At 71.8% G+C, this 13,933-nt stretch carries 13 protein-coding genes; 7 read left to right on the plus strand and 6 right to left on the minus strand.

The features are described from left to right. Positions 1-203 precede the first annotated feature (203 nt). The 5 genes from RIN80_RS22680 (at position 204) to folE (ending at position 6,141) form a co-directional block, all read left to right on the plus strand. Positions 204-1,331, plus strand: a complete 1,128-nt coding sequence (locus tag RIN80_RS22680; protein WP_309097483.1) for a zinc-dependent metalloprotease — start codon at positions 204-206, stop codon at positions 1,329-1,331. 195 nt (positions 1,332-1,526) lie between these two features. After that, complete coding sequence (gene tilS, locus RIN80_RS22685) at positions 1,527-2,558, plus strand: tRNA lysidine(34) synthetase TilS (protein ID WP_309097484.1); 1,032 nt, start codon at positions 1,527-1,529, stop codon at positions 2,556-2,558. A gap of 60 nt (positions 2,559-2,618) precedes the next feature. After that, a complete protein-coding gene (gene hpt / locus RIN80_RS22690) occupies positions 2,619-3,179 on the plus strand; it encodes a hypoxanthine phosphoribosyltransferase (RefSeq protein ID WP_094057060.1) in 561 nt (186 codons plus the stop codon). 188 nt (positions 3,180-3,367) lie between these two features. Then, the gene (ftsH, locus tag RIN80_RS22695; protein ID WP_309097494.1) at positions 3,368-5,407 is read left to right on the plus strand and encodes an ATP-dependent zinc metalloprotease FtsH; all 2,040 of its coding nucleotides are present in this window, start codon (positions 3,368-3,370) and stop codon (positions 5,405-5,407) included. A 128-nt stretch (positions 5,408-5,535) separates the two neighbouring features. Beyond that, positions 5,536-6,141 (plus strand): GTP cyclohydrolase I FolE, encoded by a 606-nt coding sequence (gene folE / locus RIN80_RS22700; protein WP_309097485.1) that lies wholly within the window; start codon positions 5,536-5,538, stop codon positions 6,139-6,141. A 9-nt stretch (positions 6,142-6,150) separates the two neighbouring features. Here the strand turns inward: folE and RIN80_RS22705 are convergent, their stop codons facing one another. The 6 genes from RIN80_RS22705 to RIN80_RS22730 form a co-directional block, all read right to left on the minus strand. Beyond that, positions 6,151-6,639, minus strand: coding sequence for a DUF3180 domain-containing protein (locus tag RIN80_RS22705; RefSeq protein WP_309097486.1), 489 nt, complete (start codon positions 6,637-6,639; stop codon positions 6,151-6,153). Positions 6,640-6,691: 52 nt separating this feature from the next. Beyond that, positions 6,692-7,303: a 2-amino-4-hydroxy-6-hydroxymethyldihydropteridine diphosphokinase gene (gene folK, locus RIN80_RS22710; protein WP_309097487.1), complete on the minus strand. Its 612-nt coding sequence runs from the start codon at positions 7,301-7,303 to the stop codon at positions 6,692-6,694. Further along, positions 7,300-7,659 carry a dihydroneopterin aldolase gene (folB, locus tag RIN80_RS22715; protein ID WP_309097488.1) on the minus strand — a complete coding sequence of 120 codons (360 nt, stop codon included), beginning with the start codon at positions 7,657-7,659 and terminating at the stop codon, positions 7,300-7,302. The genes folK and folB overlap by 4 nt, the downstream gene beginning before the upstream one ends. 237 nt (positions 7,660-7,896) lie before the next feature. Beyond that, the gene (locus RIN80_RS22720) at positions 7,897-8,403 is read right to left on the minus strand and encodes a nuclear transport factor 2 family protein (RefSeq protein WP_309097489.1); all 507 of its coding nucleotides are present in this window, start codon (positions 8,401-8,403) and stop codon (positions 7,897-7,899) included. Continuing rightward, a complete protein-coding gene (gene folP / locus RIN80_RS22725) occupies positions 8,400-9,281 on the minus strand; it encodes a dihydropteroate synthase (RefSeq protein ID WP_309097490.1) in 882 nt (293 codons plus the stop codon). The genes RIN80_RS22720 and folP overlap by 4 nt, the downstream gene beginning before the upstream one ends. Before the next feature lie 73 nt (positions 9,282-9,354). Further along, the gene (locus RIN80_RS22730; protein WP_309097491.1) at positions 9,355-11,190 is read right to left on the minus strand and encodes a phosphatidylglycerol lysyltransferase domain-containing protein; all 1,836 of its coding nucleotides are present in this window, start codon (positions 11,188-11,190) and stop codon (positions 9,355-9,357) included. Positions 11,191-11,423: 233 nt separating this feature from the next. Between RIN80_RS22730 and RIN80_RS22735 the strand changes: the two genes are divergently transcribed. Together RIN80_RS22735 and RIN80_RS22740 are read left to right on the plus strand one after the other, a co-directional pair. Then, on the plus strand, positions 11,424-12,542 hold the full coding sequence (locus RIN80_RS22735; protein ID WP_309097492.1) for an alpha/beta hydrolase-fold protein: 1,119 nt from the start codon (positions 11,424-11,426) through the stop codon (positions 12,540-12,542). A 157-nt stretch (positions 12,543-12,699) separates the two neighbouring features. Next, positions 12,700-13,905, plus strand: coding sequence for a hypothetical protein (locus RIN80_RS22740; RefSeq protein WP_309097493.1), 1,206 nt, complete (start codon positions 12,700-12,702; stop codon positions 13,903-13,905). Positions 13,906-13,933 lie beyond the last annotated feature (28 nt).

Genomic DNA, 13,933 nt, shown 5'->3' on the forward strand with positions numbered 1-13,933 from the left:
CCGCTGTGGGCAGTCGCCCGGCACCGTCCCAGGGCAGGGGTTCCGCCGTCGGAACGGGTGGGCACGGCCGGCAGCGCCGGTATCGGCAAGGGCACCTTGGGCTGCCCCGCCCCGCCCGCACCGGGCGTCTGCCGAGTGGCCCGGAGCGTCCCCCGGCCCTCGCCGCCCTGCCCGAGCGGCGAGCGCTCACGTACGGTTGACGCATGACGAGCATCGGTGGTGCTTCAACCGGCATGGTCGACTGGAATCTCGCGGTGGCGACCGCGACCCGGCTCGTACGCCCGGGTCCCGAGGTCAGCCGCGAGGAGGCGAGGGCCGTCGTCGCGGAGTTGCGCCGGCACGCCAAGGCCTCGGAGGAACACGTCCGCGGCTTCACCCGGCTGGGCACCGAGGAGGGCCACGACACCCCCGTCCTCGTCGTCGACCGCCCGGGCTGGATCCGCGCGAACGTCGCCGGCTTCCGGGAGATTCTCCGGCCCCTGCTCGACAAGATGCAGGAACGGCGCGGCAGCAGCCCCGGCGGCGCGATGATGAGCGCCGTCGGCGGCAAGGTCACCGGCGTCGAACTGGGCATGCTGCTGTCCTTCCTGGCCTCCCGCGTCCTCGGCCAGTACGAGACCTTCGCCCCCGCCACCCGCGAACTCCCCGCCGGGGCGAACGGCGGCGGCCGGCTGCTCCTGGTCGCCCCCAACATCGTCCACGTCGAGCGCGAACTCGACGTCGACCCGCACGACTTCCGCCTCTGGGTGTGCCTGCACGAGGAGACGCACCGCACCCAGTTCACGGCCGTGCCCTGGCTGCGGGACCACCTGGAGGGTGAGGTCCAGTCGTTCCTGGGGGAGACCGACGTCGACCCCATGACCCTCCTGGAACGCGTCCGCGAAGCCGCCCAGAGCCTGGCCGGGGGCCGCCCGGAGGCCGAGGAGGACGACGGCGGCCGCTCCCTCGTCGAGATCGTCCAGACCCCCGCCCAGCGCGAGATCCTCGGCCGCCTCACGGCCGTGATGTCCCTGCTGGAGGGGCACGCCGACTTCGTCATGGACGGCGTCGGCCCGGCCGTCGTGCCGTCCGTCGGCGAGATCCGCGAGAAGTTCCAGCAGCGCCGCGCCAAGGGCGCCTCCCGCCTCGACCTCGCCCTGCGCAAGCTCCTCGGCCTGGACGCCAAGCTCCGTCAGTACCGCGACGGCGAGCGGTTCGTCCGGGCCGTCGTCGACGAGGTCGGCATGGACGGCTTCAACCGCGTGTGGACCTCGCCCAACACCCTCCCCACCAAGTCGGAGATCGCCAAACCGGCGGACTGGGTCGCGCGGGTGCATCGCAAGGCCGAGTAGTGAACATCGCGGGAAGGTCGTGAAAGGAAACCGGCCCACGGCAGGCGAACGCCCCTCCAATCACCCGTCCGAGGGACCGTGAGCCAGGGGTAGGCGTGCAATGCTCGGGGAACGGCCCGGTTCTGTCACCATCTACACACTCTGCGTGACCGACACGCGGGCTCACCCCCGAAAACTTCATGAAGGGAACCGGACATGGGTCCCCATCCTGCGGTCGCGGCGATACGCCTGGCGGTACGCCGCGTCCTCCACGACCTCCTGACCGAACACCACCGCGCCCCCGCCGCGGACCCGCACGCCCTCTCCGAGGAGTCCCCGCCGCTCGTGCTCGTGGCGTGCTCCGGCGGCGCCGACTCCATGGCCCTCGCCTCCGCCCTCGCCTTCGAGTCCCCCAAGCTCGGCATCAGAGCCGGCGGCGTGACCGTCGACCACGGCCTCCAGCCCGGCTCGGACCTGCGCGCCGCGGAAGTCGTCCAGCGCCTGCGGGAACTCGGCCTCGACCCCGTCGACTCCGTCGCCGTCACCGTCGGCCGCGCCGGCGGACCCGAGGCCGCCGCCCGCGACGCCCGCTACGCCGCGCTCGACACCGCGGCCGAACGCCACGGCGCCGCCGCCGTCCTGCTCGGCCACACCCGCGACGACCAGGCCGAGACCGTCCTGCTCGGCCTCGCCCGGGGCTCCGGCATCCGCTCCCTGTCCGGAATGGCCGCGGTCTCGGGGGCCGGCGGCCGTTACCGCCGCCCTTTCCTCGAACTCGACCGGCAGACCGCCCGCAAGGCCTGCATGGTCCAGTCCCTGCCCGTCTGGGACGACCCCCACAACGCCGATCCGGCCTACACCCGCTCCCGGCTGCGCCACGAGGGCCTGCCCGCCCTGGAGAAGGCCCTCGGCAAGGGCGTCGTCGAGGCCCTCGCCCGGACGGCCCGGCTCTCCCGCGACGACGCCGACGCCCTCGACACCTGGGCCGCCGAGGCCGAGGCCACCGTCCGCGACGCCGCCGGACTGCTGGAGTGCGCCAGGCTCTACGCCCTGCCGCCCGCGGTACGCCGCCGCGTCCTGCGCCGCGCCGTCATCGCGGCCGGTGCCCCCGCGGGCTCGCTGTTCGCCCGCCACATCGAGGAAGTCGACCGGCTGATCACCGGCTGGCGCGGTCAGGGAGCCATCAACCTCCCCGGCAAGGTCGTGGCACGGCGGCAGGGTGGCAGACTGGTGATTCGGCAAGGCTGAATCCGACCCCTCCGAGCAGTCGGGGCAGGGGCCGGGCGGCCGGTGGGACGACCGAAAGTGATGCGGGTGGACGCGAAAGACATGGGTGCCGACCTCCAGCAGGTACTCATCACCAAGGAAGAGATCGACGCCAAGCTGGCAGAGCTGGCAGCGAAGATCGACGCGGAGTACGCGGGCAAGGACCTGCTGATCGTCGGTGTCCTCAAGGGCGCGGTGATGGTCATGGCCGACCTCGCGCGGGCGCTGTCCACCCCCGTCACCATGGACTGGATGGCCGTGTCCTCGTACGGGGCGGGCACCCAGTCCTCCGGTGTGGTGCGGATCCTCAAGGACCTCGACACCGACATCAAGGGCAAGCACGTCCTCATCGTCGAGGACATCATCGACTCCGGCCTGACCCTGTCGTGGCTGCTCTCCAACCTCGGCTCGCGCGAGCCCGCCTCCCTGAAGGTGTGCACGCTGCTGCGCAAGCCCGAGGCCGCGAAGGTGGCCATCGACGTGGAATGGGTCGGCTTCGACATCCCCAACGAGTTCGTCGTCGGCTACGGCCTGGACTACGCCGAGAAGTACCGCAACCTCCCGTTCGTCGGTACGCTCGCGCCCCACGTCTACGGCGGCTGAACCCCCCCCGCCGGGGCGCCGTGACGGTGATCGGGAACCCCAGCGCGCTTCCCGCCGTTGGAGCATGCGTGGACGGGTCGCCAGCCGCACCGCGCAGCTTCAGGTGACAATGCTGGGGTACCGTCCGAAGAACAGTCTTTATCAAACTCACTATGGCAGGAGGGACGGGGCGGCACCGCTCCGTGTGGATGGACGTGAAGCGATACTTCCGTGGGCCGGTCATGTGGATCGTGCTGGCCGTCCTTGCCGTGGTCGTGTTGATGCAGGTCGTCGGCTCGTCCGGCGGCTACAAGACGGTGGACACCGGCCAGGTCGTCCAGGCGATCAACCAGAACAAGGTCGAGTCGGCCAAGCTGACCACCGGTGACGAGCAGATCATCAAGGTCACGCTCAAGGGCGACGAAAAGGTCGAGGGCAGCTCGAAGATCCAGGCGAGCTACATCGGCGACCAGGGTGTGGCCATCGCCAACACGCTGCAGAACAAGTACCAGGACAAGCAGATCCCGGACGGCTACACCGTCTCGCCGTCCAAGCAGAACCCGTTCGTCGGGATTTTGCTCTCGCTGCTTCCCTTCGTGCTGATCGTGGTCGTGTTCCTGTTCCTGATGAACCAGATGCAGGGCGGCGGCTCCCGTGTCATGAACTTCGGGAAGTCCAAGGCCAAGCTCATCACCAAGGACACCCCCAAGACGACGTTCGCCGACGTCGCCGGATCGGACGAGGCCGTCGAGGAGCTCCACGAGATCAAGGAGTTCCTCCAGGAGCCGGCCAAGTTCCAGGCGGTCGGCGCCAAGATCCCCAAGGGCGTGCTGCTCTACGGCCCGCCCGGAACCGGCAAGACCCTGCTGGCGCGCGCCGTCGCGGGCGAGGCGGGCGTGCCGTTCTACTCGATCTCCGGTTCCGACTTCGTCGAGATGTTCGTCGGTGTCGGTGCCTCCCGGGTCCGTGACCTGTTCGAGCAGGCCAAGGCGAACGCCCCGGCGATCGTCTTCGTCGACGAGATCGACGCGGTCGGCCGTCACCGCGGCGCCGGCCTCGGCGGTGGTCACGACGAGCGCGAGCAGACCCTGAACCAGTTGCTCGTCGAGATGGACGGCTTCGACGTCAAGGGCGGCGTGATCCTCATCGCCGCGACGAACCGGCCCGACATCCTCGACCCGGCCCTCCTGCGCCCCGGCCGTTTCGACCGGCAGATCGCCGTCGACCGCCCGGACATGCAGGGCCGTCTGGAGATCCTCAAGGTCCACCAGAAGGGCAAGCCGGTCGCCCCGGACGTCGACCTGTCGGCCGTCGCCCGCCGCACGCCCGGCATGACCGGTGCCGATCTCGCCAACGTCCTGAACGAGGCCGCCCTGCTGACGGCCCGCAGCGACCGGAAGCTGATCGACAACCACATGCTGGACGAGGCGATCGACCGTGTGGTCGCGGGCCCGCAGAAGCGGACCCGGATCATGTCGGACAAGGAGAAGAAGATCACCGCGTACCACGAGGGCGGACACGCCCTGGTCGCGGCGGCCTCGCCGAACTCCGACCCGGTCCACAAGATCACGATCCTGTCGCGTGGCCGTGCCCTCGGCTACACGATGGTCCTGCCGGACGAGGACAAGTACTCGACCACGCGCAACGAGATGCTCGACCAGCTCGCCTACATGCTGGGCGGCCGCGCGGCCGAGGAACTCGTCTTCCACGACCCGACCACGGGTGCCGCCAACGACATCGAGAAGGCCACGGGTCTGGCCCGCGCGATGGTCACGCAGTACGGCATGACCGAGCGTCTCGGCGCGATCAAGTTCGGCGGGGACAACACCGAGCCGTTCCTCGGGCGTGAGATGTCTCACCAGCGGGACTACTCGGAAGAGGTCGCCGCGCTGGTCGACGAAGAGGTCAAGAAGCTCATCGAGACCGCGCACAACGAGGCCTGGGAGATCCTGGTCGAGAACCGCGACGTCCTCGACAACCTGGTGCTGCGGCTGCTGGAGAAGGAGACGCTGGGCAAGGAGGAGATCGCCGAGATCTTCGCCCCCATCGTCAAGCGCCCGCCCCGGCCCGCCTGGACCGGCTCCTCCCGCCGCACGCCGTCCACCCGTCCGCCGGTCCTCTCCCCCAAGGAGCTGGCCCTGACGAACGGGGCGAACGGCGCGACGCCGGCCATCAGCACCGCCAAGAGCACCGCGGCGGAGCCCGCCCCGGCGCCCGAGCGGACCCCGGAGGACCGCCCCGAGAGCTGATCCGGCTCTCCCGGCGGTCCCACCGGGCCCGGAATGGATGCCGCGCCCCCCAGGGTTTTAGCCTGGGGGGCGCGGCTTTCCGCCATTTACGCAGGCCGCCCCGGATGGACACAGGAACGAGGCACCAGATGACCGACCCCGTGACGCTGGACGGCGACGGCCAGATCGGCGAGTTCGACGAGAAGCGCGCCGAGAACGCCGTACGCGAACTGCTGATCGCGGTCGGCGAGGACCCGGACCGCGAGGGCCTGAGGGAGACGCCGGCACGGGTGGCGCGGGCCTACCGGGAGATATTCGCGGGGCTGTGGCAGAAGCCCGAGGACGTGCTGACGACGACGTTCGACCTCGGGCACGACGAGATGGTCCTGGTGAAGGACATCGAGGTGCTGAGCTCCTGCGAACACCATCTCGTGCCGTTCGTCGGCGTCGCGCACGTCGGCTACATCCCGTCCGTGGAAGGCAAGATCACAGGCCTGTCCAAGCTCGCTCGGCTCGTGGACGTCTATGCCCGGCGCCCGCAGGTGCAGGAACGACTCACCACGCAGATCGCCGACTCCCTGATGCAGATCCTGGAGCCGCGCGGCGTGATCGTCGTGGTCGAGTGCGAGCACATGTGCATGTCCATGCGCGGGGTCCGCAAGGTGGGCGCGAAGACCATCACCTCGGCCGTGCGGGGGCAGCTGCGCGATCCGGCGACCCGTAACGAGGCCATGAGCCTGATCATGGCGCGCTGACGCCCCGCGTCACACCGAGGGCGCCGTCCCCGTGCCGTCGTGCTCGTCGTCCTCCGGGAGCTTGCAGACGCGCTCCAGGAAGATCGCCGCCGCTATCACGCCGATGCCCGCGAGGACCGAGAAGCCGGCGTAGATGGCCTGGTCGCGGCGGGCGGGGATGTCGAGGGACTCCAGCAGGAAGACGCCCGTGCCGCCGTACATGCCGGAGACCAGGGCGGCGACCAGGGCGCTGGCGTGGCCGAAGACGACCGCGCGGGCCGCCATCATGGGGTCGACGCCCTTGGCGTCGGGCAGCCGCTCGCGCTGGGCCTTCAGCCGGGAGCGCAGCGAGAGCGCCGTGGCCAGCAGGACCACGGCGATCAGGGCCAGGACGATGGGGGCGGCCAGGGGGACGCTGGGGAGCGTGCCGATGGAGTTCCACAGGCGGGCGCCCGCCCAGGACAGGACCCCGGCCACGACGAAGACGCCGGCCAGCAACCTGATGCGCAGCTCTTTCACGGTGTCCCTTCGGTTCCCCCGGCCCCGTTCGCGGCCGTCTCGACCTTAACGGCTACTCGGGCAGCCGGAGTTCCAGGTCCGCGCGGGGCGCGACACCTTCCCGGGTGACGGCGTCCAGCAGGCCGGCGACCGGGCCGCGGCCGGGGAGCTGCGCCTCGGGGTCCAGGTCGTGCCAGGGGGCCAGGACGAAGGCGCGCTCGTGGGCACGGGGGTGGGGGAGGGTGAGCCGCGGGTCGTCGGAGACGACGTCGGCGTAGGAGACGATGTCGACGTCGAGGGTGCGCGGGCCCCAGCGCTCGTCGCGGACCCGGTGGAAGGCCTCCTCGACCGCGTGCGCGCGCTCCAGGAGCGAGGAGGGCGGGAGGGTGGTCTTGAGGACCACGACCGCGTTGAAGTAGGAGGGCTGGCTGCCGGGGTCCACGCCCCAGGGCTCGGTCTCGTAGACGGGGGAGACGGCCTTGACGCGGACGCCGGGCGTGTCCTCCAGGGCGTCGATGGCCCCCTGGAGGGTCTCCAGGCGGTTGCCGAGGTTGGAGCCGAGGGCGACCACGGCCCGCCTGGGGTTGGACAGGGTCGTGTCGGCGGCGTCGACCTTGTCGACGACGGAGGCGGGCACCGGCTGTACGGTCGGATCGCTGGGACCCTTGAGGAAGGGCGCGGTCATACTCGGCTCCGGGTGATGGTGACGGTCACGTCGTCGAAGGGGACCGTGATCGGGGCGTCCGGCTTGTGGACGCAGACCTCGACCTGCTGGACCGCCTCGTGTTTCAGACAGACCTGGGCGATGCGCTCGGCGAGGGTCTCGACGAGGTCGACGGGCTCGCCCTTGACGACGGCCACGACCTCCTCGGCCACGATGCCGTAGTGCACGGTCTTCGTCAGGTCGTCGTCGGCCGCGGCCGGGCGGGTGTCCAGGCCGAGGACGAGGTCCACGATGAAGGTCTGGCCCTCCTCGCGTTCCCTCGGGAACACACCGTGGTGCCCACGGGCCTTCAGGCCGCGCAGCGCGACACGATCCACGCGAATCACTCCTGCAATCGTCGGTCACGGCCGGTCCGTGCCGTGTGCGGGCGGGACGCCGGCCTCGGTCGAATCTACCTGCGAGCGCGGGCGGGGCCGGGCCACGGGGGGTGGGACCCGGCCGGGGCCCGGCAGGATTCCTCCAGCGTTCCCCCTGGGGAATCCGGCGGCTCACGGGTTGATAGCCGCCCCTACCCGCGGCTCGGTGATTCCAACCACTACCGGGCGACTACCCACTCATGCGGGGGAGTCGCCCTGCTCGTCCTCGTCGGTTTCGGCCAGGACGGGGGAAGCGTGGTGCGACCAGATCTTCCACCCCGAGGGCGTGCGCCGGAACACATTGGTGGCGACCACGAGCTGGCCGACGAGCGGGCCCAGCTCCTCTCCTTCGCCCTCGGGGGCGGGACCGCCGCTGAGGATGTTCTCCGTGCAGGTCACCAGGGCGGTGTCGCCGGTGACGGAGACGTGCACGTCGGTGAGGAAGAACTGGATGTAGTCGGTGTTGGCCATGATCAGGGCGTAGGAGCGCAGGACCTCGCCGCGTCCGGTGAGGACGGGCCAGCCGGGGTGCACGCAGGAGACCACGCCGGTGTCGGCCGGGTCGTGGTAGGTCTCGTCCACGCCCAGGTCGGCGGGGGTGAGCCAGAGCGACGTGAGTTCCTCGAAGTCGCCCTGTTCCAGTGCCTCGTAGAAGGCGGTGTTGGCGGCTTCGACCTGCTCGACGTCGGTGTGCGGGGCGCTCACCGGGTTCCTTCCGCGCCGGGGCGTGCCCCTTCGAGGGCGCGGGCGACGCGCACGGCGTCCGCCGTGGCGCGTACCTCGTGCACGCGTACGGCCCACGCGCCGGCGTGCGCCGCGAGGGCGGAGACGGCGGCGGTGGCCGCGTCGCGTTCCCGGGCGGGCGGGGGCGGGGCGTCGGGTCCGGCCAGCACCCGGCCGAGGAACCGCTTGCGGGAGGCGGCGACCAGGAGGGGGTGGCCGAGGCGGAGGACCCGGTCGAGACCCGCGAGGAGCGCCAGGTCGTGCTCGGCGTCCTTGGAGAAGCCGAGCCCGGGGTCGACGACGACGCGGTCGGGCGCGATGCCGCCGGCGAGGACGGCCTCCACACGCGCGTGGAGCTCGTCCACGACCTCGGTGACGACGTCGGCGTAGACGCCCCTGACGTTGCCGCCCTGGAGGAAGCCGCGCCAGTGCATGACGACGAAGGGGGCGCCGGCGTCGGCGACGGCGGGGATCATGCGCGGGTCGGCGAGACCGCCGCTGACGTCGTTGACGAGGGCGGCGCCGGCCGCCAGGGCCCGCTCGGCGACGGAGGCGCGCATGGTGTCGACGGAGACGGTGACCCCTTCGGAGGCCAGGCCGCGGACGACGGGGATGACACGGCGCAGTTCCTCGGCCTCGTCCACCCGGGTGGCGCCGGGGCGGGTGGACTCGCCGCCGACGTCGACCAGGTCCGCGCCCTCGGTGACGAGGTCGAGGCCGTGCTTGACGGCGGCCGTGGTGTCGAAGAAGCGGCCGCCGTCGGAGAAGGAGTCGGGGGTGACGTTCACGACTCCCATGACCGCGCAGCGGTCCCATTCGGGTAGGCCCGCCACGCGCCCGCGTCCGCTCTGGTTGCTCATATGTTCAGCGTAGGCCCCGGCGGGGGCCGCCAGGCGCCGCAGCCCGGGCCACGGCCCCGGGCGGGCGTCCGGGTCAGGCCGCCCGGACGGTGTGTTCGGTCGCGGTGCCGTGGGCGCAGGGGCGGCGGGTCGTCGTGCGGCGGCGGCGCAGGAAGCGGGGCAGGGGCAGGGCGAGGTTGACGAAACCTTCCGCCTGCATGGCGGCGAAGCCGATGCGGGGCAGGTCGGCGGAGGCGCGGTAGACGACGAAGCGCGGCTCCCAGCGCGGCTGGAACTTGGCGTTGAACTTGTACAGGGACTCGATCTGGAACCAGCGGGAGAGGAAGACCAGCAGGCCGCGCCAGGCGCGCAGGACCGGGCCCGCGCCGATCTTCTCGCCGCGTGCCAGGGCCGAGCGGAACATCGCGAAGTTGAGGGAGACGCGCGCGATGCCGAACCTCGGAGCGGCCTGGAGGGCGGCCACGATGAGCAGTTCGTTCATGCCCGGGTCGGCACAGCGGTCGCGGCGCATGAGGTCGAGCGAGGCGCCGTCGGTGCCCCAGGGCACGAAGTGCAGGACGGCCTTGAGGTCGCCGTGGGGGCCGGGGTGGTCGTCCTGCTTGTGGGCGGTGGCGATGAGGCAGTCGCCGTCGGCGGGGTCGCCGATCCGGCCGAGGGCCATGGAGAAGCCGCGCTCGGTGTCGGTGCCGCGCCAGTCGTCGGCGGCGCGCCGGACGCGCTCCAGCTCGGCCTCGCCCAGGTCACGGACACGTCGTACCCGGGTCTCGTAACCGGCGCGCTCGATGCGCTTGACCATCTGGCGCACGTTGCGCATCGCGCGGCCGGCGAGGGAGAAATCCTGGACGTCCACCACCGCCTCGTCGCCCAGTTCGAGGGCGTCGAGCCCGGTCTCGCGGGTCCACACCTCGCCTCCGGTCTCGGAACAGCCCATGACGGCGGGGGTCCAGGAGTGGGCCCTGGCCTCGTCCATGAACCGCTCGATGGCGCCGGGCCAGGCCTCCACGTCACCGATGGGGTCGCCGCTGGCGAGCATCACGCCGGAGACCACGCGGTAGGTGACGGCCGCCTTGCCGCTGGGAGAGAAGACCACGGCCTTGTCGCGGCGCAGCGCGAAGTGGCCGAGGGAGTCGCGGCCGCCGTGCCGGTCCAGCAGGGCGCGCAGCCTCGCCTCGTCCTGCTCGGTGAGCCGGGCGGCCGGATGCTCGGGGCGGAAGGCCAGGTAGATGGTGGTGATGGCGGTGAGCAGGCCGAGGGCGCCGAGCGAGAAGGCGACGGTCCAGGAGGTGCTGCCCTGGTAGTCGACCGGGCCCTCGAAACCGAAGAGGCCGTAGACGACGTGGGTGATGCGGTCGGCGAGGCTCGGGTCGCCGAGCACGCGGTCGCCGTGGACGCTGACGACGATCAGGCCCAGCACGAGCGAACCGGCGCTCATCAGCACGAAGTTGGCCAGTGCCCGCCAGCGGCTGCGTGGGTCGGGCAGGGCGTCGAACTGGTCCCGGTGGCGCAGCAGGGGCGCCAGCAGGGCGAGGGAGACGAGGACGCCGACGATCGAGTGGCGGTAGGTGAACTGCGCGACGGCCCCGGCCGGGAGCAGGGCGACGGCGGCCCGCCAGGCCCGGCGCTTGCCGCGCTTGAGGCCGTGGGCGAGCAGCAGCAACAGCACGCCCGTGCTCAGCGACAGGGCGGCCGCGAAGGGCCCGAGGGCGCCGGGCAGCACCTCGGCGACGGCGTGCATCCGGCTGTGCCGGAAGCGCGGGAAGACGCCTGCGGCGATGTCCAGCGCGCCCACGAGGGCGCAGGCTCTGCCGACGAGGAGCGGCACGGCCTCGGGGCGCGGCCCGCGCAGCAGCCGGCCCACCCGGCCCGCGCGCGCCGTACCGCCGCGGCGGTACGGAACCCCGCCCGACATTTCCTCATCTGTCCTGACAGACATCGCATCCCGTAGTTCTGCGAGAGACCTTGGATCCGGGCCCGATTCGGGCATCCGGCGACATTGCGCCCTCTAGGACGGTGTCTCGGGGGGAGAGGTTCACTCCCCACGTCAAAGCCGTTTCAAAGGCGGAGGAAAGTCCGGGACAAGCCCTCGCGAAGGTGTGATCGCGGGGCGGGCCCGGGCGGAGAGCGCGGACAGGTAACCGATCCATGGGTCTCACGAGTGACAAGACGCTGGCACTGGCGGTGCTCTGCGCCGTGCTGCTGTTCTCCGGCACGGTCCTGCTGTGGCCGCGACTGGCCCGCCGTGGGTGGCGGGTGGTGATCGGCCGCGTCGGTCTGCTGCTGGGCACGCAGCTGGCGCTGTTCGCCGCGGTGGGCCTGGCCGCCAACCAGGCGTTCGGGTTCTACGCGAGCTGGGCGGACCTGTTCGGGCAGGAGAAGGACCGGGGCGTGGTCGTCGACCACACGCCGGGCCGGGGTCCGCTGGAGGTGGTCGGCGCGCGGCGGGTGCCGGGGGCGGGCGGGGTGCGCCCGTCCTCCGGCGGCCGGATCCAGGAGGTCGAGCTCGTGGGCCGCACGACCCGCATCGCCACGCCCGCGTACGTGTATCTGCCGCCGGAGTACTTCCAGCCGCGGTACCGCACTTACCGGTTCCCGGCGGCCGTCGTGCTGACCGGATATCCCGGCACGGCGTCGGCACTGGTGGAGAAACTGCACTATCCGCGCACCGCGCTGGAACTGGCCCGGGCCGGCCGGGCGCGGCCGATGATCCTCGTCATGCTGCGGCCGACGGTTGCACCGCCCCGCGACACGGAGTGCGTCGACGTTCCCGGCGGTCCGCGCACCGAGTCGTTCTTCGCGAAGGATCTTCCCGAGGCATTGCGCACGCACTACCGGGTGGCCGAAAAGCCGGGCGGTCTCGGCGTCATCGGCAACTCCACCGGCGGCTACTGCGCGTTGAAGCTCGCACTGCACCATCCCGGTGTCTACGGCGCCGGGGCGGGTCTGTCCGCGTACTACAAGGCGCCGATCGACGCCACGACGGGCGATCTCTTCCAGGGCGACAAGGGCCTGCGCGAGCGCGCGGATCTGTGGTGGTACCTCGCGCACATGCCCGCTCCCGACACGTCCCTGCTGGTCACCAGCAGCAAGAGGGGCGAGAGCAACTACCGGGACACGCTGGAGTTCATAGCGCGGGTGAAGGACAACGGGCGGACGCGGATCTCCTCGATCGTCCTGGAAAGCGGCGGGCACAACTTCAACACCTGGCGGCGGGAGATTCCGGCGACACTGGAGTGGCTGAGCGAGCGGCTGACACGGGGCTGAACGCGCTGTTCCCCGGCGCCGGAAATGATCTTGGAAATTGAATGAGCGGTGGGTTCCGGTTCTTCCGGAGTTCTGATGCGTCGTGACTCTCTTGGTATGGCTTTGTTTTTGCGGGGTGGCTCACCACGATTCGCCTACGCGCGGTAAGTTTCTGGCCATGCCACGTGGACGTCATCGCCATTCCCCGCCCCTGCACAGGCTGCTGCCCCCGTCGGCGATCGCAGGCGTCTCCCTCGTCTGCGCCCTGGGGCCCTGGGTGTTCACGGAGCCGACGCTGCTCCGTGGTCTGGCCGCGGCCGCCGCGGCGACGGCGGTCATCGGCGCGGTCGTGCTGCGCCGCTGGGACATCCAGGCGGGCAAACAGGTCGCGGACCTCACGCGTGCGCGGGCGAGCGACGAGTGGCGCTTCGAGGAGCGCGTCGCCGAACTCGAAGCCGATCTGGAGGAGTCCCGCGAGCTGCGCGCCAAGCTGGAACAGCGGCTGCGCGCCAAGCGCACCGAACTGGCCGGTCTGCGCAACGAACACGCCGCGCTGCTGCGCCGGTACGCCACGTCGGAGACCGAGCGCGCGAGCGTCCTGGAGGAGCGCCGGGTACTGGAGATCGAGGCGACGGCTCCGGTGCGGGCGGCGCTGCCGGCGGGGGCCGCGGACGCCGTGGACGCGGCGGACGCCGGCCCTGCGCAGCCGGACGAGGTGACCGCCGGTCTCTCCGCCGCGACGGAGCCCGCGGCTTTGGCGGTGTTCTCGCCGGAGGGCTCCCGGCTGTTCCTGCGCGCCGCGGCCGCGCTCGCCCGGTTCGACGGCGAGCGGGTCCCGGACCCGGACGGCGGCGGGGACGGTGACGGCGACGGCGCGCCCAAGGGCGAGGACCCCGCGGAACCCGCGCGGGAGTCCCGGCGGGAGCAGGCGGAGCAGCGGGAGCCGTCCCGGGAGGACGAGCCGCAGGGGCAGTCCGAGGCGGTCGAGGGACACGCGCACACGACCGCCGCCCCCGCGCAGACCGGTGCCGGGCAACTGCCCGAGCCCGCCCGGGCCGGGCAGGCGGGGACCGGCCACTACGCGGTGCCGACCGCCGTGGCCGTCGCGCCCCAGCAGCCGGTGCGGCGCCCGCGGACCGAGGGCGGCTTCGACTTCTTCGGCACCAAGCAGGGCACCTCACGGGCGGCGCTCGAGGCCGTGCAGAACGAGGACCTCGCCGATGTCGTCGGCCAGGAGGCCCTCGCCCTGCACAAGGCCGAGACCGAGGCCCGTTACAAGCCGGCGGACGAGGAGTCGCGCGGCATCGGCCAGGTCATCGACCTGACGGCGCACGACGAGACGGAGCAGATCGATCTTCAGGGGCTGCGGAGCGCGGTGTCCTGACCGTGCTCCGACCGCTGCGTGCGCGAGG

Origin of the sequence: Streptomyces sp. (assembly GCF_031181705.1) — a bacterium.
Taxonomy (GTDB): Bacteria; Actinomycetota; Actinomycetes; order Streptomycetales; family Streptomycetaceae; genus Streptomyces.